Here is an 18,557-nt window from a genome sequence, read left to right as displayed (position 1 = left end):
AATCTTTATGGATTTCTGAAAATAAAAGCAGATTGTTTCTGGCAAAAACCGCACCGGCTGGGCGATGATTAAATACACAATGCATTGACAGACGGAGCTGAAGTCACATGGACACGACCGAACAGCTGGACGGGAAGTATTACTTTGACGGCATGAGTGTGGATAAAGAAGAGTTGCTGATGTGGCTGATTCTTGATGAATTTATGAAAACCTTTAGTGGCATTACGGACGTTCTGGCCGTTGCTTCTATGATCTCAAGCCTGCCTTTTATCTCTGTTCCAGGTAAGCTGGATGCTAAAAAAACAACCAAAGGAACCAGTGTTCTTTCGCTGGTGACGCGTAAGCTTATTCGCCAACGTTTCAGTAAAAGGCGGCGTACACTCACCCTGGGGAGCATGGTGCGCGGTAAGTGGGCCTATACAAACAACGTAGCGACCTATATTGGTCGTTGGGTGCCCTGGATTGGGGCCGTTATCACAGCCAGAGACATCTACATCATTACGAATAACGTTCGCCATCGTTATCGTCTGATAACGGGTGAAAAGGAGTAAGTTCATGGACACTGCTGTTGAGGTGCGAAACCTGATCAAAAAACATTTCTGGGAAATGGCAGATGACGTTTCACTGAGCACCGGAAAGGAACTGGTGTTGCCGGAAGATGCTTATGATTTTATGGTGGAGTACGCCGAGAAATTTGGCGTCGACCTGACCCATTTTGAGTTCAGGAAATACTTCCCCAATGAAGGTATACGCTTTCTGCCCAATGCCATACTGCCCAAATACATGCGTACGGACCACCACGAACCTGCCGCTCTTACCGTCAGAATGCTGATAGAGTCTGCTGAAGCCGGCCGTTGGCTTTTCCCCTGATCGCGCTTTATCTGTTCAGCCAGTGATAAAAAAAGCCTGCAGCAGCGCAGGCCTCCGGGCATGTTCCCGTAACCACACATCACAGATACTTCTTAAACGAGGCAGTGACTACTGCAAGAACTGCGCCAACAAGCAGCGCAGAGGGCAGCAAAAACAGATTTGGCCACACCGCCGTCGGCCAGGCCAGATACAGCATGCAGGGCCCGTACAGCGCAGGTTTTATAAAGCGTTTAGCGTGGTGATAGACAAAACTTGATTCGTAGCCTGCCCCGTAGCGACGCAGGTCACGCCTGACCAGTCCCTCAACGATACCGGTGATGATGACCAGCCCGAACAGCGGAATGCTGAGAAACAGGATCATCACGCGGATAAAGAAAATCAGCGTCACCCAGAGCGTGGCCTGCAGGTATTCTCCCAGCCAGCTGATGAGGGATGCGCCGAAGCCGTTCAGGGCCGGAATGAGACCGCTCCCTTTCCGGCTCGTTTCCCTGAAAGAGGCCAGCCAGTGACTGAATCCGCTGTCCACAAACAGCCAGTGCCAGGCGGCCTGAACCCATCGGGTGATGGTTTCCACCGGCGTGGCCATCAGCAGGCTTCGGGTATACCCCGAAGACAGCCAGTGACTTTCGGCCAGCATCACCTGATAGCTGTGCATGGCACCCTCGTCTGGCCAGAGGAACGTCATGCACGCATATTCAACACCCAGGCTGACGAACAGCGAACCAGTCAGGATGCCGATGAGGCTCAGCGGCATGTCCCACAGCAGCAGCGTAAAAGGGCCCGGGTGTCCGTGTTTCGCGGGAGCACTCTGCCGTGTGTTCCCGCCGTCATTCTGGGACATGAAGGCCTCCCGGAATGCCGGCGTCGCCACCCGTCCACCAGGATTCGCCGCTGCGGTAATTCTTCTCCATGGTGTCAGCCAGCTGTTTCAGGCTCGCCGGCATAAATCGGTCACTCTCGTCGCTGACCGGCAGCGGCATCCGGATTTTCCACAGCCGTCCGCCTTCCAGCAGGGCAAAGGCCTGGCCTTTCGGCAGGTTGATGATGTCAGACGGACTTATCATCGGCACCTTAACCAGCGTCACCTGATCGCTGACATTACTGTTAAAGTCCGTGCCTTCACCCGGACGGGAGACGTCGGTCACGCCTGACGTCAGGGTTTTCTGGTACACCCCCACCTCAGGCAACTGATCGGTCAGGAGCATAGCCGTGTTTTTCTCTTTCACACGGAGCATGACCAGGGAGTTAAAGTTACCGATGACCTGGCTGGCTTTAGCCGAATTTCCGATGCGGGCCTCAATGTCGGACAGCGTCTGGGTGTAGGCCGTGACCTGAAACCCGGCACCGCCGCCCTTGTTAATGAGCGGAATAAATTCATCTCCCATCAGCTCGTTAAACTCGTCACAGTGCAGGTTGATGACGGCTTTACCGGCTTTTTTGTCACCCTCATCACCCAGACCAAACTTATAGATGTGCCCACCTTCAGAGACCAGGTCGGCAAACATGCTGTTCCCCACGGCGGCGGCCACCACCGGGTCAGACAGCGCATCCAGGCCGACGTAAACCACGCCCCGGGATTTGATGATATTGTGCCAGTCGAGTATCGGACGCGGATCGTTAAGGTCGGTGTAATCGGGTGCCAGCAGCGCGGCGGTTTTGCCGGTGGTGAGTTTTTCCAGCAGCGGCAGCAGCGAGGCCACGATTTTGTCGAAGTAAGTCCGGTCATACTGCACCGCACTGCGCAGACCATCAAGCACCGGGTCCCAGAGCTTTTTACCCTCAGGACTGCCGAGCACCTGCTCTGAGACCCATATTTTCTTGCCGTTCTCTCGTCCCTGGAGGTGTCGGGGCAAATCTCTGTCTGCTACCGGGATCGCCATCCGGGCCTCCATCGAAGCGACCAGCTCTGGAGCCTTTTCGCTCAGCAGGTTATCGACATAGGTCTCATACAGCTCGCCGATGTTGGTTACGTAACGCAGGATCAGGCTGTAATCCGGACGCTGGCCAAGGGCGACCAGCGCACGGGTAATAATGTTAACGAACCGCCAGGCAAACTCGCGGAAGGCGGCAGCATTGCCTTCATTTGATAGCTGCCCCGCGACGCGCGACGCCACCTCGGAGATACGACTGAAACGACCCACGGCGTTATAGCGGGCGCTGATGTCCGGCCAGCCCAGATGGAACACCCAGAAGTTGTCCTGACGCCCGGCGCGGTGCGATTCGGCATACATGCGCCTGAGCAGGTCTGCGTCACCTTTGGGGTCAAAGACGATGACCACCTCAAATTCGCCGGCGGCATTGCGCCTGCGGATATCCTGGGTAATCATCAGCTCCGCCAGGCGGGTTTTGCCGACGCGGGTGGTGCCCATGACCAGCATATGGCCCACGCGCTCGCCCAGGTCCGACATGACGTTAACCTCGTCAGGCTCAACGCCGTGGTAAACCGAGCTGCCGCCGACCGGCGGCAGCGGCCGGAACGGATTTAAGGCAGAGTCTGCCGACGTCATCCGGCACAGCCACGGCAGGCTGTACTCCATCTTTTTTTCCAGCTCGCGGGCCATGCGGTACATGACCGAAGGCTGAACGTAGATTTCGCATTCAGGACGGCGGGCTTCCATCAGCCGCTGCGTGTGCCGGGGCGACCACTGAAAACCTTTGCCGAGGAACAGGTGCCGGCGGCTGACCGGTATCTGGTCACTGGTCAGCGCATAGCGGGAAAGGCGGCGTATATTGCGGCGGTAGCGCAGTATTTTTAATCCCTGAGAAGTGCGCTTCAGCGCCAGCACGCCAAAACCGGCAGCGGTCACCCAGCTTACTGAAGGCGCCAGCGCAACAGACCAGGGCGCCGTCAGGCAAATGAATGTTGCGCTGCCGGCCACGGTTGCCGAATACAGCTCGACGGCAGGACGGAGCAGCGACTCCATGACATAACGATCGCTCATGCCCGTCTCCTGTCTGACAACCATCTGAAAATATCGTTACGTTTGGCCTCACGCCGTTCGCGCCACAGTCTGAGTGAAACCAGCAGTTTCCAGCCTTCAGTGGGATCTGCAATGTCGCGGGGAACTGTCATCATGCTAACTACGGGGTGATCCTGGCAATCCCGGCTCCATGCGCCGGTACTGAAATAGAGCGATGTGGAAAATGTATCGGTTTTCCAGCCGGGATTATCATCTCTGCGCCTGTGTATGCGGTTCACGCTCAAATCCACATGGCAGCCATGCGCCGTGTGCAGTCCCAGCTCTTCACGGAGTGCGAGAAAGACGGTCAGGAGTGATTCATCGAATTCATAGTGATTCAACTGCACGCCGTGCAGATACGCCTTTTCCTGTTCGTGAAACAAAAAACGCGCCAGAGCACTGCGGTGATTGCCATCCACGCCAACATACCACTCAATGCCGTTGTAACTGTTAAAGCACATTGAGGGCTGTTTTATGGCCATATCAGCATAGTAAGCCGGGTGGCTCTCAAGCTGAGCGATGTTTCTGGTCATGTGTTTTCCCTGATGCAGTAACTCAAACCAGCTCAGCCCCTGGTAATCCGGATGCGACGTGCCCTTAATGCAGAATACGTTGATACTGCCGGATTCAGTCCAGTAATGTCGCCTGAGAAAGTCACTGTGCTGACGAAGCAGGGTGTCATCCCAGACGCTGATAATTTCACGGGCCCAGTGAGGCGGGCTGGCTGTAGTTCTGGCCAGAAAATCGCTCATGGCTCAGCCTCTCTGTTTATCTGTTACATCACCACCGCGACCCGCCCCGGCATGGACGATTTCCCGTCTGAATATACGATCACATATCCTCGTAAATTCGCGGTTATATTCGCGACGCAAAAACAGCAGCATGTCTATCTGGAGACTCAGCAGGATTAACACCGGCCACATTTCAGGGAACTGATCGATTATCTTCAGAAGCCCGCTGGAGGCATTACCCAGGGTAAACACCGGACTGGCAAACAAAAGAACAGGAACCGCCATCATGAGGAGGGTCAGGACTGCGGAGAGGAACATCAATGGCCAGAGAAACACGGGCTTCAGCAGGTACATAAACAGCAGGAACATATAATTCAGCAGGCTAAGTAAAAGGAGGAACAGGGATTTGAATGCACGGACTGCGTTCAGTGACTGCAGCAGGTTAATGGCAGCGACCGGCACGGTTCTTAAGAAAATACGCATAACAGACTACCTCAAGGGCGGGATGAAGGGGCGCTGAAACCAGACTGCGGCTTCAGGTGATGAACGTTGTCGGGGAAGTCCAGCCAGCGCCGGTCGCCGGCAAGCAGCTGAAGCAGACGCTGGCCGCTGATGAGCGTGACATTTGGCCAGCATCTGAAGGCTTCACGACTGACTTCACCCGTGCGCCCGGTATGGATGAAGAGCCCACCGCACGCTTCCTGACGGGCCAGCTCTCCGAATGCAACAACGTGTTGTGCGTTGATAGTGGTCCCGTAGCGCTTCGCCTGAATCAGCCAGCGCTGGCCGGCTATCCAGACCTGACCGTCCATGCCGCCGTCTCCGCTGTAGCTGGCATTACGTTTGATACGAAATCCCTGGCGGGATAATGCTGTCAGCAACATTTCCTCAAAAACATAAGGATTCATTTTGCGCAGCCAGACCATGCGGGCAGCATCGTCACGCAGCTGCGGCAGGCGGGAGAGTGCTGATGCAGCGCGTTTCTGATAGTGGCGATGGCGACGCGCACTGGCGCTCCTGAGACAGAAAGGAGAAACCAGGGACACCAGAACAAGGGCCAGCGCCACAGCAACCGCAACCTTTACCGGATGTCCCCTTACCAGCTCCGCAATAACTGTAACCGGCATCACTGTGACAGCCCCTTATCAGTAATAAGCACGGGGTAATGGGCGATGTGCAGGCGACGGGCAAGGTCACCGCCGCTCACCGGCACCATTTCAGTGGACGGCGCCAGCGCACGAAGCGCGCTCAGCGCAGCCGCGTCCTTCACGCTCACGACCATGCCTGTGGCTCGCATCTGACTGAGCGCTGCCGCATGCTGTGAAAGCCACTGTTTTGACAGGCTGTCGTCGCCCACAACAAACACCGGCGGCATGCCTGAAAGCTTAAGAGGCTGAGGCGACACAGGGCCCGGGCTCATTTCCGGCGTGCTGACGGGCAGCATGTCGGAAATGGACAGCGATTCAGGCGGCGCAGCCGGCACAGAGGATGCACCGACAACAGCATCTTTATCGGCGTTGATGGCATCAAAGTACGGCGCCGTGGACTCACCGCCCAGGTCACCGACCACAACCAGCGCCGCGCTGGCCCCCGTGACGACGGAGAGCAGACATACGCTGAACAGAGCATTCCGGATAAAGCAGTTGCGTTTCATCATTTCGGTTCGATCCAGGTAAGGGAGTTACTGGCGAGCTCGACCGGCGTGACAGACTGTGCACCGGATGACACCGGGGCAATCTGGCCAAGCTTGCGGCGGACGATGGCGATGTAGGTCTGCGCCTCTTTACCGCCGGCCGGATGGTGATAACAGCCAGCCGCGTTTAACCAGCTGCCGGGACGCGCTTCGTAACAGGCCCGGAGTATGCGGGCGGCGGCACGGAGGTTGAGATACGGGTCAAAGGCGTCGCGGTAGGTCGGAAAAAAATGCCCGTTCCAGCCCAGGTTGACCTGCGCCACGCCGACATCAATGTTCTTCAGCGGCCAGCGCTGCATGAAACCCAGCAGCGCGGTGAAGGCCGCTTCACGCGTGTCATAGTGATAACCCCGCCCGGCAACGTTGATGGTCCACGGCCAGGGTTTTGTACCCCAGGCGGTTTTTCGGGTGCTCTCCGCCATAGCCAGCGAATAAAGCGACTCCGCCGGCACGCGTTCTGCTGCCGCTATCTGCCGGTAGGCATCCGGAATGACCTGAGGCCTGTCAGCTGCACGGCAGGCGCAGCTGACAAGGCAGACCAAAACAGCTGCATTCTTCAGTACGCCGCGACCTGCCATCCGGTCTCCCCCTGCTGCAGAATGACCGGCATCTGACCCATGCCGTACCTGAACCACAGGCCATTGTCGTGATTTAGCGTTATCTGACGGCTGCGGACTTTTTCCACCGGAATGTTGTGCTTAACGGCCCAGGCACGCAGGCCGTCATCGCTGTCGATGCCGACCAGATACAGGTCGACGGGGCGGTTATCAGCCAGCACGGCGGCAAGACGCGCATCACAGCGTGAGCAGTTCTCCTTCAGGAACAGCGCCAGGCGACCCTGCGTGTCGTGCGCAATGCCGGCCGCGTTGGCGCCCATGTTTACCGCCAGCGTTTCCGGATAGAGGCGAAGCCAGGCCGCGTTGACGTCACGCTGAAAAGCGAGCTCTTTCTCGGTTCGCTGATATTCGTGTTTTACCCACAACTCAGCCAGGCGACGTCGTTCCGCGCTGTTATCGGTTTCCACACCGAGCGCCGTGAGTGGGTCCAGACCCGGTGACATGATCCCGCGCTCGCCCTTCATCAGCGTCTGATAACGGCTCCAGTCGCTGTCAGATAACCCCCACTGCCGGGCCTGCTGCTGAGTGCTCAGACTGGAAGAGGTGTTTTCCTGAAGCGGTGCCACACGGCTGTTAACTGCCGGCGTCTGCGCTGTGGATGCCAGCGCCCAGAGCGGCAGTAATATGAGAACTGCGGTCAGTGTTTTTTTCATGAGTTTTCCTTTTACTGAACCTGAAGACGAACGGCACTGCCGTTAACGCTGAACAGCGCGGCGTTGCCCTCAAGCGCACGCAGGGTCCAGCCCATAAAGCCGTCCCCCGGTGAGAGCAGGCGCATTGAGGAAATCACGGTGACGCCACGGGGAATGACGACGGCGAAGGTCTGGCCGCCGCGACGTTCGATGCCGGTCAGCTCAAACGGTGCAGCCGGCATCACCGCGTGCCGGACTGACCGTTTAGCCTTTTTTGGCGAGGACTCTGCCCTCTGAGACGGCTGCGGCTTAGCTTTTTCCGGCTCGGGTGCTTTTGGGGTGGCCACAGCCTGCTGTTTCAGTGCCTCAACGGCCGAGGCTGACGTCTGAACCTCCTGACGGAGCTGCCCCAGCTGTAGCTGCAGTTGTTCAACTGACTGCTGATCAGAAATACTCGCATCGCTGAGCTGATTCACACGGGTGCTGAGTTTCAGCTGTTCAGACGACAGCGAAGTGATTTTGTCCTGCACCGGCGCAAGCGCTGATACCTGTTTTTCCAGCGTTTTCAGCTTTTCCTGCATGGCGGTCACGTTCGAAGACAGCTGGCCAATCTCGCCGCTGCGGAAAGCGGCATCCAGGGTGTTAACCCGGATAGTCAGGTTCGACACGCGTACAAGCAGTACCGCTGATGCCGTCAGGGTGCCAAGGAGAGCGATAACCACAATGGCAGCACAACCCTGACGCAACAGTCGCCGTATGTCGGGCGGCCGTTTTTCAGGTGCTGGCGAAGAAACAACGGACTCATCTGTTGTGACGCTGGCCCCCGATAGAGGCGCAACCAGTTCATCAGGTGAGGCATGGGAAAGTGACATCGGTGAATTCCTTATGGCTGCACAGCAGAACGGCCATAAGGTGCAAAATTAACGCAGCACTGGCTATGATTAACTCATCAGCCACTTTTAAAGATTTAAAGTTAAGATTTGTAAAATGTTTCGCCCATGAAAACTTCTCCGACAGTTTGACGCTGGTGCAAGATCTAAGTATTAGGGCTGCACTACATCCATGTAGTCATTTCTTGTCTTCGTTTAGTCCCGCCGGTGTCTGCAGATAATGCGCATTGACATGTTTTTATCAGACGTTATTTGTACCTACCATATACGAGTGTATATTTTGGGCAGGGTTTGATGTGCATCCCTTTTTCAACCTCATCTTTGCCTGTCGGGTAAGACCTGAATAACACAGCAATATTAGCAGTATGATACTTATTATTTACTCTCGTTCAGGCGGCGTCGGACTTCACGCATAATGCAATTTATCCCGTTAACCACCACCACTGACGACATAAATCGTCCCTGCATAAAGCGTTGCATATAAGGCCATAACTTACTGATGAATATATCTGAATCACCACTTTGGGAAATAAAAGTGCAAGCAAGCGTGATTAATTTATCTTCAGCCGAGCATGCGGCCGGAACGCGTAGCAGGTAATCACAGCAGGCATACATGACACGGTCTAAACCTACACCATAGGGATGAGATTCTGCGGTCAGGAATGGATCGGATACGGATATATACACGCCCTGACGTGCAATATTTTGTACATAACGCATGTAAACTCCGACGAGGAACTCATAAATGTTTACGTCGGGAGGAAATGCTGTCGTAAGCATGCCGAGAAAGTTACATAGCCACTCCGGCCCCGCTAAACGGTGAGATGAAGCAAGATTTTCAACATCGGAAAGAACGAGCGGAAGGGGAAGAGCGCTGACAATATGGAGAGCGATTCCGCTTTCGCGTTCAGCGTAAGAAAGAGATTTTGCGGCCTCGATCAGCAGTTGGCGTGCATTGCAGACTACGTCTCCGCATGCAACACGTACGTACCCTGCGCTAACCGAGTCTATGGTGAAATAGGGGGATACACCGGCGCTGACCGCATAATATTCGCCAAAGCTGACAGGATGCAGAACATCGCTAAGAAGGCAAAAAACCCAAGGCAGGTCGCCCGGCTTGGGTTTTATGGCAGTGACTACAGACCGAACGTTTTTCAGATTCTGGTAGATGCCTGACCTATCATTCATTACCGTTTCTGCGTTGAGAATACCGATTCGGCGATCCTCAGTTACTCCTAACTTCCTATATTCGCCCTTTTCAACGCTATCAATCCATTCATCAACGAGCTCTAATGTATAAGGTGAAACATACAGGGTAATACTCTTCTGCACGAAATAATGCGTCAGGGATGTAGCAGCCAAGTAGACAAGAGTGATGAGGTCAGTGAAAAGGCTGTCACTTCCTTTTAAACCGGTATCGTATGGGGTTGCCTTTGAAAAACGTCTATCGGTCAGCGCCTGTAAACATGCGCCGACAGGATCACTTGCCTGATTTCTGTAGGCTCGCATAGACAGGGGCAGGTTACTGTTGCCCAAGAGATCATAATCAAAATGAGGTGGCGGAAGATGTTCTTGTAGAAAGCCCAAGATATCTTCTGTTGCATCCGAAATGGTGAGGCTGCAGAAAACATCGTCACCATCAAAGGCCAAGTTTCTCAATTCTGCCGATAGGCGAAATACAGCAACATAGACAGGTATTTTTTCCAGCAGACGGATTTTGCGCATAGGCATTCGTGCCTCGTCTCCTGGCTGCATCTTTAGTAACTCTCTAGCCAAAGGGGTGTCTTCAGAAAGCAGAACCGAATGGCGTGCAGCATTCGGGGAGCAGATAATCCGCGTCATCACCTCTCCGTTTACCTCACAAACCACACCGCACTGGCAGTTACCTGATGCGAAAGCGATTTGCGGAGGTGGATGCGAATTCCCGGTGAGGGTGTTAAGACAGAATTGTGATACTAGGCGGGCGTGCTTATCAGGAGCGGAAACAAACCATTTAACCAGAATGTCCTGAACGTCTTCTCTTCTGCCATGTTCACGTAAGAAATGCATAGCACCAAAATTTTGCTCAGAAGGCACCTCAAGAAATGTTAGATCAAGTTCGCTAATGGCCTCAGACAGGGCTTCACTATTACCTGATAAGTTTAGGAAAACTAGGTGAGAAAACTGCAGGCTGATACTTTCGGGGTAAAGGATAAGTCCTTCTTTAATTAAAGTAAGGGCCTTTTCCAGATTCCGGTGTCTTAGACAGCTATCAATGTTGAGACGAAAAAACAGCTGAGTCCGGTCTGGATGATTAATGATACCGGCTATGCGCTCAAGTTTGATGTGCTGATTAGCTTTATAAAGAGCTTCACATAGCGTTTCCATAAGGGGGGAGCACCATACTTCAGTCGTGTCACCGACGACTTTTTCCAGTAGGGATGCGGCTTCGAAAGGACGTTTTAACAGCAGCATCTCTTTTGCCAACACTTGCATGAAATGCGGGTTAAGATCGCTGAAATCTTGCCGACAAATAAGCGCATCCAAAGTCTTTTTGAGCGTTTCAGCTGATTTCTGAACAGTGAATAAACACTCGATCAAGCAAAAGACCGCATCAGTAAGCGTTCCTTGGTCTCTTTGAACTCGACCACCGCGACGCGTCCAATCCCTAATCTCATTAATATATCCGGAACGCACCAGCAGGAAAAAATCCTCTTCGGCTATTTGGTCGTTGTCCTTAAGCAAGACCAAATTTCCCATCTGACCGGAAGCATCAAAGTTTTCGGATGTCTCAGCCTCCGAAAAGGATCTTAGTCTTGAAGCAAATTCGGCACTCAGACCGTCTATCATCTCAATGTGCTCAAGACAGAACTTCTCAAGCGCAGGTATATTAGCCTGAACATAATCAAAAGCCGGCAACAGTATGTTGTATAGGCGCCGATCACGTCCGTCGGTCATTTCTGAAAGGGTCAACGTGTCGTGAATCAACTTGACCACTGCATCCTTGTCAGACTGCGAAAGCAGCCAGTAGCATCGTGCTGAAATGCAAGCATTAATCTGGGTGGCCTGCGCCAGTATACTCAGCACAGCGCCATTATAATCACCTACATATTCAGATTGTATAAACCTGGCCACTTCCTCAGCCTGTCTGCCGTTGCTGAATCTAAGCAGGCCAGTGGCGAGGCCTGTAAGCTCAGGGCGCGTGAGCGCATATTTTTTTGCTGCAAAGACTTTTAGAAGCTCTTCCTCCTCCCCGCATAAGCATTCATAGTAAATCGCGCGCGAATGCTTCCCGGAGCGCGGAGCAGAGCAGTATCTCTCAGTGGCACCGGGCACGTCATTACGTCGTACCTGCAGACGAAGCTGTACCGATAAAGCTAGATCGGCAAGATCGTTGCTAGTAGCTTCATTTGCAATACGTCGGAGCTTCTGGCTATCAATGTTGTCATAACGACCGTCAATGACATTACAAAGGTTATCGAGCACCGCAATAAGATCGTCGCTATCTTGCACGCCAAAGTTGACGCGTTCCAAACTGGCCAGCCTTTTGCGGGCATCTTCAAGGCGAAATCCAGCTATATCATCCAAGATCATATGCATGGCTCCCACGAGATTTTCCGGCATGAGACCCGCATTAAAATGGCTGCCACGAAGATCGAAGCTGTGACCGCCGATGTTATTTCCCTGTCCAGAGTGGGTCTGAAAAATAGAATTCTCCGGCTTACCGGCCATATTTATTCCCGCCGACATTGTCGCCGTTTCCATAGTGGATTTGAGTCAGAGTGCGATCCTGCTTAGGAAGATTGCTTAGCATTTCCACGAGTGCTGGCTCACTCTTAAGTTTTTCCTCAATTGCGTATTCGCTCATACTCCGGTTGATATCCAACTGACTGATTTTCTGAGCGATAATTTCTGCATGGCGTTCACTCGTAATGAACTGAGTAAGGGCACCTTTGAGCTTTTCACAACTGAGAACTGCGCCCGCCTTTACCAAGTCATAAACGGCACTTGAGATAAGCGACATGATGATGGGTTCCATTTATTCATTCCTCTAGTAAATTTTCAGTGAGCACAGCTTATGAAATAAGCGAAACGAACGAGATAACTAGCAGAAACCGTTCCTAGATGAATGTAGCATCCATGTCCGAATCGCCATAGGCGGGGCTTTATTAAAACTAAGATTTTTCTCAGCAAGGCACATTATATAGAGTCAAAAAGTGATTTTTAACTACTATATATAGAATGTGTATCACAAAAGTGATGAATTATGATGCCTAGTTGTGTAAGTCATAACCTTGTGAAGTGCATTTCGTTACTGGTAAACAAAACCGTTGAATGCGCCCGGTGAACACCCGTATTCGGGTAAGGGATTGGAGACGATGCTGTAGCTCGTATTTGCCGGAACCTGAAAGCTGATAAATCCCGCCTTTGCCCAGCCCGTATTGTTGTCGTGCGCCTGCGCCACAAACTTTCCTCCAGCGTAACCGACAAGGTCATAAGTGTTAGAGCAGTCACCATCGCCAATTTGTCTGTGGACAGTTGACGCGCCGCCCGTAGCATAAACGGTAATGGTATAAGGCTGACCGTTATAACCATTATACTGCCCCGTGATGTATCCTAGGTCACCGTACTGACCGCTTGATTTCATCCCCACCCATTTACCATCTTTGCAGGAGAGTATCCCGCCACTCCAGTCGCGGCTGACCAGACCGTTTGGCCCGCAATCCGCACCGGGATTGTTTACCCCGTCAAGCTGCAGGACATCTCCCGTGGAGAGCCGGCCGTTTGATCTGACCGTTCCGCCCTGTAGCTGGCCGCCGGTGTAAATGCTCTTGTCGTTGACCGCGCGAACCCAATCGTTATCCGACATGTAAAAACCGCCGCCGTGCGCTTCATCCAGCCAGCCTTTGCCGTCCCGGGTGATGAGCCAGCCACTGTTACTGCGAATATCGCCGTTCGCCGTGATGTTACTGCCGGCAGACATGTTGCCGCGAGCATTCACATCCTGACCTGTTACGGTGCCGTTTGCCGTGACGTTGCTGCTGAAATTGCCGTTTGCCGCGTTCACATTACCCGTATTGTTCAGGTCATTTCCGCCCATATCGATACTGGTATGCATGGTGTTGAGGTCGGGTTTGCCGTTCACCGCAAAGCGGTATAACCGGTCACTCTCTGCACGGGAGGCGCCGAGGTCATCCGTTGTCAGAAGTGCCGCGATATGGCCGGGCGTGGTGTTTGCGTTAAAGGTCTGAAGAGGAGCCGACCAGCCACCCCGGGCGCCGGTGACAGTGCCCGCTGTATCAATGTAGCCGCCCATACCCGCGTTGATGCTGACGGCTATCTGATCCATGGCCACAAAAGGCAAAGGACTGCCATTCTGCGTGTAAACCAGCGCCTGCAGCTGGTTATTCTGGGACGGATTTCGCACCACCGTGGCCAGATACTGCTGACCATAATCGTTGTTTTCGGTAAATCCCGGCTCCAGAAAACCCGTGTTTTTCAGCATGGCCGGCGTCACCGTGACGGGCGCAGTCGACAGCAGCGTATCGTAGTAGCGGCCCGTGTAGCTTTTCACGGCCTGCGTGAACCGCGATGCCTGCGTGGCGCTCCTGAGCCAGTTTTGTCTGTCATTCCAGTCGCGTACCAGCGAACCGCCCCAGACGGACATATAAAGCATAACCATGAGCGCAATCCCGGTGCTGACTATGGCCCAGCCACGATCGTGAGATTTTTGAGCAGGCATGTTATTCACCAGATCACAATGGGTTGATAGAGCTGAATCAGGGTCACTGTCACGGCGCCCGCTGACAGCCATGGTCCCAGCGGGCCGCCTTCGCCCGTATGGCGTTTCGGCGCCTGCCAGAGTGTAAACATGACAAAGCCTGTTCCGATCGCCCAGCAGCCGTTTGAAAATCCAAGCCAGCCGGTGACAGCGCCAGCCAGCAACACGTCGCCCAGCGCAGGGTTTTCTCTGCCGTCGCGCATAATACTGAACTGCCGTAAGGCACCGACTATGATGAGGACGACCAGGCAGGCAGCTGCGTGACCCGCCAGAACAGACAACGCGGCGCCGGAACCTTCACTGACGGGCTTCCATAGTGAAGCCGCCAGCCCAGCCAGCAGACAACTGACAGTCATGTGTCGCGGCAGCAACCCCGTCAGGGCATCTGTCAGCGTCAGCCTGAAGAGAAACAGGATGAAAAAAAACGCCGGCATTCGCTGTGACAGTGGAGAGAGCATGACCGCCGTGGCAGCCGCTGCAAACAGCCAGCAGACGGCAGCGGCGGTGAACTCCTGTTCCCCCCGGTTACGGGGGAGATAATACAGGCCGATGCTTTTACGGACGTGTTTGGCGATAAGGCTCAGCAGTGAAAGAAACACAGGAAACAGCGCGGCAGTAAACTGCCAGGGCATACTCAGGGTCAGCAGTGTCACAGTTTTATTCCCCGCTCTTTTAACAGCAGTTTTTTATAAATGGCATAAACGCGGTTGGCGTAGGACTCGCGGGTTTCGTGCCGGTCTTTTCGAAATCCGGCGTTGTACGACCCCAGGCAGTTCCAGCTGACGCCACAGACCTGAAAATGCGAGGCCAGAATCCAGGTGCCTGTCTGTACGTTGAGGCAGGGTTTCGTCAGCAGATCCTGCGGGCTTTTGATTAACCCCTGCGCCACAAGCGACGGAATATGCGAAGAATTCACCTGCATCAGTCCGTAATCCGTGCTGACGGCCCGCCCGGTTTTCGGGTCACGATTGATGTGGGTAACGCCCGGACGCAGGCCGCTCTCACCCGTCGCGATCGCCTTAATCAGAAGCGGATCGATATGGTATTTAGCGCCCGCCGCGTCAAAGCAGAATGCCTGCGCGCGGGCACAAAACAGCGTCATAAACATCATCACAATCAGTACCGGGCGAGACATCACATCAGCCGTTATGGGTCACGACAATCGTGTTATTGCCGGTGCGTCCGCTGTCTGCGGTACAGGCCTGTGCGATTGTCTCAGAGCTGGCACCATCGCTGAAATCCGTGCTGTTGATGGTCAGCGTGTTGGAGGTGCCCGATGAGTTCATACCGGATGCAACATCAATACAGGCTGACTGCGGGAGGCTCTGGGTTGTCACTGAAAAGGCGTTATTGTAGCCATTGACCGCAACCGGGGCGATGACGACCTGACCACCGTAACTGTTTGTCAGGGTGGCAGTACCAGACGATGGCGTGCCGTGAACGGTATAACCGGAGGGTGCGAGATCTCTTTTGATAAGGGTGCCTGTCATGGAGGCACCGCTGGAGTAATCGTATCCGTTACGTCCTTTAAGGGCCACGCCGTTGCTCAGCATGGTCTGCAGGCTGGTGACCTCAACGGCGGTGTCTTTTTTGTGCAACAGTTTCCAGCCGGCGATTACCACAATGGTAATAACAAGGAGATAACCCAGGGCGATATAGCCCTGTTCACTAAAACCCCAGCCCCGGTCAGGGTGAATTTTTACGGTATTATTTGAAACAGACATGGCATGTCCTCAGCGAAGGTTAAATGAGCCTGTATCCTGAAGTTGCATGACCATCAGAATGATGAGTGCAAAGAACCCCAGAATCATGAGCATTGAAAAAAATTTGGTCGTATTGGCCCTGCGGGCCACACGTTTCAGTGTCTGTTCAAGCCAGCGGTCGGCATAGTTGCTGATCATTTCGGCTGACCCCTTGCCGTCATCAAGCAGTGACAGGTAGTTAACAGCCTCACGACTGGGGAAGTCATAGCCGCTCTCACGCAGCGCCATGCCGAGAGAATGCCCCTCGCTCATGGCGTCCATGGCGGCCTCAATGCGTTCCTGCAGCCATGGGGGAGCAAAACCGTTGAGAAGCTCCAGTGCCTCAAGCTCAGGGACCCCGGCACCCAGAAGCGCACCGGTGTTCATCAGAAACACTGCCCCCTGCAGGTCCTTGTATAAAGACCAGGGCAGAAAGTTATCGGCGAGGCGGCGCACGCCACCGCGCCACCGGGGAAGGGACCACAGGCTGGCGACAAACAAAGCGGCAGCGGAACATGCTGTTGCAGGCCCCCACTGAGCGGTCCAGTCCGAAAGATCTTTCATGAAGCCCAGAGCGCCCGTCCAGCCTGCCGGGTCGGTAATGTTACTCAGCATCGGAACAAGCGCGAGGTTATTGACGCCCAGCAGCCCCCCGCCCAGTACAACCAGTACCAGCGGATAGACAGAAGCAAAAACCACCTGATTAAGGATGCGCTGTCGGGCTCTGATGAGTTTGTCTGCCTGTAACAGGGAGACAGGAATCCTCCCTGTCCGTATTCCCGCAGTGATTAGCGCGGCTTCTTCGTAAGGCACCCATATGGCCAGCACGTCGCTGAGCGACCGCCCCGGGGTGTTATCGCTGAGCCCTTCGAGACAGTCTTCGATCAGTTCCCGATAGGGATGCCACTTCTCACCAAAACTGGTGTGTACATCGCCAATCATTTTCAGGGAAATATCCAGCGGCTTGCGGTTTTCCAGCAGAAAACGCATGTTCTCGTAAAACACCTGACGGTGTGCGCCGGTGAAGGTCAGTCTCACGGCGTGATAACGGCATCGTTCAAAAAGGGACATGTCCCGCTCTGTCCTGAAACGCAGATTACGCGACATGAGACGCCTCACTGTGCAGGTGTTCGTCTTCATCCAGGGGGCAAATCAGGTCAGCTTCCAGCGGATCGACCCTGCCTTCGGCAAGGTAGCGCATGAGGTGCATCAGGCGTGAGATTCCCCCCCGTTTGATCCAGTCCAGACGCGCTGCATCAGGCCCGTCTGAAAGCCAGATTTTCATCATTCGGGCATCCGTACGCATGACCTCTGCCACTGCGGCACGCCCTGTAACACCTTTGCTGACCACCCGGCCGTTGAACGGAATGACCTTTCTGCAGCATTCACAACCTTCAGGGTTACGAAAGAAAAGCTGCTGTGGTGTGCAGACCCCATCAACGTTGCAGTATTTCTCCAGTCGCTCGCGGGTCTCCGTATCGAGCTCAGGCATTTTACCGGACCAGGGAATTTTGCAGCTCTCGCAGAGCAGGGGCACCAGTCGCTGACCTATCAGCCCGACGATGAGGGAAGGGTCAGCCAGAAGACGGCGATCAATGCCGAAGAGCTCCATGCGCCGGAGGGCGCCGATTGGGGTTTTGGTATGCAGCGTTGAGAAAAAAAGGTGGCCTGTCTCGCAGGCATAAATTGCTGCAAGGATGGAATAGAGGTCACGCATTTCACCCGTTCCCAGCGCATCCGGATCGAGTCGGAGCGAAGAGGCATTGCCGTTATTCCACGCCCGGCTGATGGCTTCGGGACTATTGTCATCGGGCATAACCTGCGTCTGAATGGCGCCGGGCATCAGGCCTTCGGTCGGGTTCTCCAGGGTCAGCAGCAGCTTTTTGCCGCCCGTCAGTTTCATCCACAGCTCGCAGAACGAGCGCATGCTGGCACTCTTGCCTGAGCCGGTTGGCCCCGTCAGAAGCACCATACCCGAGGGCAGCCGGAGCAGCTGCATCACAAGCCCGATTTGCCCGGGCAGGAAGCCAAGCTGAGCCAGTGTTGGGATATTTTTGCTGTCATCAGGGATCATACGCATAACGACAAACAGCCCGTCAGGCGTGGCGCGATGCTCGTAACGCGCCCCGTATAATCCGGCCTGACGTGCAAACTTCGCGTCAACACGGCCCGACTGCTCACGCCCCATGTAAAAAGACTGTTCGCGGACATCGCACATAGAGATGTAAACCGTTGAGACGAGGGTAATGCCTTCTTCATCGGTGAGCTCATCAATCACCTCAAGCTCACCGTGGATGCGCATCCTGATAATGGTGAGTTTGCGGTCGGCGCTAATCTCAAAATGAATATCTGAGGAATTAAGCTCATACGCGAGGCTGAAATAACTCAGCACCTTATCCTGGGAGCGGCTGACGTCTTTTTTGTCGAGGTCGTTTTCCGTGACAATCAGCCCCTGGGCAACAGCGCTTTCACGGCGCTGGCTGAGTTCACTGAGCGTAACGAATTCCGTTTTTGCCCCGGCGTGCTGTTTCGCCATATCCACGGCCCAGCGCTGTATGGCCGGGTCCTGACGGCGGTTTTTATCAATCAGCAGTGTGACGCCCAGGGTTGGGTGCTGTTCTGCAAACACAAAGTCAGCAATGTCTTTAGCCGGTTTCATGG

19 protein-coding genes are annotated in these 18,557 nt (G+C 54.3%); 2 read left to right on the top strand and 17 right to left on the bottom strand.

All coding sequences use genetic code 11. The features are described 5' to 3' along the window. Window positions 1-107 precede the first annotated feature (107 nt). On the top strand, window positions 108-551 hold the full coding sequence (locus FBY13_RS12385; RefSeq protein WP_105080701.1) for an STM2901 family protein: 444 nt from the start codon (window positions 108-110) through the stop codon (window positions 549-551). A gap of 4 nt (window positions 552-555) precedes the next feature. After that, window positions 556-870 (top strand): DUF1493 family protein, encoded by a 315-nt coding sequence (locus FBY13_RS12380; RefSeq protein ID WP_105080702.1) that lies wholly within the window; start codon window positions 556-558, stop codon window positions 868-870. 79 nt (window positions 871-949) lie between these two features. On the opposite strand, the gene FBY13_RS12375 is transcribed toward FBY13_RS12380, so the two are convergent. From FBY13_RS12375 to FBY13_RS12295, 17 genes are all read right to left on the bottom strand, one after another. Beyond that, on the bottom strand, window positions 950-1,711 hold the full coding sequence (locus FBY13_RS12375; RefSeq protein ID WP_105080703.1) for a TIGR03747 family integrating conjugative element membrane protein: 762 nt from the start codon (window positions 1,709-1,711) through the stop codon (window positions 950-952). Continuing rightward, window positions 1,698-3,812, bottom strand: coding sequence for a type IV conjugative transfer system coupling protein TraD (gene traD, locus FBY13_RS12370; protein WP_145394288.1), 2,115 nt, complete (start codon window positions 3,810-3,812; stop codon window positions 1,698-1,700). The genes FBY13_RS12375 and traD overlap by 14 nt, the downstream gene beginning before the upstream one ends. Next, window positions 3,809-4,582 carry a hypothetical protein gene (locus tag FBY13_RS12365; protein WP_145394287.1) on the bottom strand — a complete coding sequence of 258 codons (774 nt, stop codon included), beginning with the start codon at window positions 4,580-4,582 and terminating at the stop codon, window positions 3,809-3,811. The genes traD and FBY13_RS12365 overlap by 4 nt, the downstream gene beginning before the upstream one ends. 3 nt (window positions 4,583-4,585) lie before the next feature. Next, window positions 4,586-5,044, bottom strand: coding sequence for a hypothetical protein (locus tag FBY13_RS12360; protein ID WP_105080706.1), 459 nt, complete (start codon window positions 5,042-5,044; stop codon window positions 4,586-4,588). A gap of 11 nt (window positions 5,045-5,055) precedes the next feature. Next, window positions 5,056-5,688: a restriction endonuclease gene (locus tag FBY13_RS12355; RefSeq protein WP_105080707.1), complete on the bottom strand. Its 633-nt coding sequence runs from the start codon at window positions 5,686-5,688 to the stop codon at window positions 5,056-5,058. Next, window positions 5,688-6,218, bottom strand: coding sequence for an integrating conjugative element protein (locus FBY13_RS12350; protein ID WP_105080708.1), 531 nt, complete (start codon window positions 6,216-6,218; stop codon window positions 5,688-5,690). Before FBY13_RS12350 ends, FBY13_RS12355 begins: the two co-directional genes overlap by 1 nt. Continuing rightward, window positions 6,215-6,832, bottom strand: a complete 618-nt coding sequence (locus tag FBY13_RS12345; protein WP_105080709.1) for a transglycosylase SLT domain-containing protein — start codon at window positions 6,830-6,832, stop codon at window positions 6,215-6,217. The genes FBY13_RS12350 and FBY13_RS12345 overlap by 4 nt, the downstream gene beginning before the upstream one ends. After that, on the bottom strand, window positions 6,811-7,524 hold the full coding sequence (locus FBY13_RS12340) for a TIGR03759 family integrating conjugative element protein (RefSeq protein WP_105080710.1): 714 nt from the start codon (window positions 7,522-7,524) through the stop codon (window positions 6,811-6,813). The genes FBY13_RS12345 and FBY13_RS12340 overlap by 22 nt, the downstream gene beginning before the upstream one ends. Window positions 7,525-7,535: 11 nt before the next feature. Then, window positions 7,536-8,375, bottom strand: coding sequence for a plasmid transfer protein (locus FBY13_RS12335; protein WP_255474487.1), 840 nt, complete (start codon window positions 8,373-8,375; stop codon window positions 7,536-7,538). A gap of 393 nt (window positions 8,376-8,768) precedes the next feature. Next, on the bottom strand, window positions 8,769-12,104 hold the full coding sequence (locus FBY13_RS12330; RefSeq protein ID WP_105080712.1) for a hypothetical protein: 3,336 nt from the start codon (window positions 12,102-12,104) through the stop codon (window positions 8,769-8,771). After that, complete coding sequence (locus FBY13_RS12325; protein WP_145394285.1) at window positions 12,094-12,411, bottom strand: hypothetical protein; 318 nt, start codon at window positions 12,409-12,411, stop codon at window positions 12,094-12,096. Before FBY13_RS12325 ends, FBY13_RS12330 begins: the two co-directional genes overlap by 11 nt. A gap of 273 nt (window positions 12,412-12,684) precedes the next feature. Continuing rightward, window positions 12,685-14,115, bottom strand: a complete 1,431-nt coding sequence (gene pilV, locus FBY13_RS12320; RefSeq protein WP_145394284.1) for a shufflon system plasmid conjugative transfer pilus tip adhesin PilV — start codon at window positions 14,113-14,115, stop codon at window positions 12,685-12,687. Between the two features lie 5 nt (window positions 14,116-14,120). Further along, window positions 14,121-14,807 carry a potassium transporter TrkH gene (locus FBY13_RS12315; protein ID WP_145394283.1) on the bottom strand — a complete coding sequence of 229 codons (687 nt, stop codon included), beginning with the start codon at window positions 14,805-14,807 and terminating at the stop codon, window positions 14,121-14,123. After that, the gene (locus FBY13_RS12310; protein WP_145394282.1) at window positions 14,804-15,289 is read right to left on the bottom strand and encodes a lytic transglycosylase domain-containing protein; all 486 of its coding nucleotides are present in this window, start codon (window positions 15,287-15,289) and stop codon (window positions 14,804-14,806) included. Before FBY13_RS12310 ends, FBY13_RS12315 begins: the two co-directional genes overlap by 4 nt. Window positions 15,290-15,293: 4 nt before the next feature. Continuing rightward, a complete protein-coding gene (locus FBY13_RS12305; protein ID WP_024472205.1) occupies window positions 15,294-15,878 on the bottom strand; it encodes a type 4 pilus major pilin in 585 nt (194 codons plus the stop codon). A gap of 9 nt (window positions 15,879-15,887) precedes the next feature. Then, a complete protein-coding gene (locus FBY13_RS12300) occupies window positions 15,888-17,003 on the bottom strand; it encodes a type II secretion system F family protein (protein WP_145394281.1) in 1,116 nt (371 codons plus the stop codon). After that, complete coding sequence (locus FBY13_RS12295; protein WP_145394280.1) at window positions 16,993-18,555, bottom strand: GspE/PulE family protein; 1,563 nt, start codon at window positions 18,553-18,555, stop codon at window positions 16,993-16,995. The genes FBY13_RS12300 and FBY13_RS12295 overlap by 11 nt, the downstream gene beginning before the upstream one ends. Window positions 18,556-18,557 lie beyond the last annotated feature (2 nt).

The sequence above is a fragment of the Pantoea sp. SJZ147 genome, from assembly GCF_007828605.1.
In the GTDB taxonomy this organism is placed as follows: domain Bacteria; phylum Pseudomonadota; class Gammaproteobacteria; order Enterobacterales; family Enterobacteriaceae; genus Pantoea; species Pantoea allii.
This window is presented reverse-complemented; position numbering and strand designations above follow the sequence as displayed.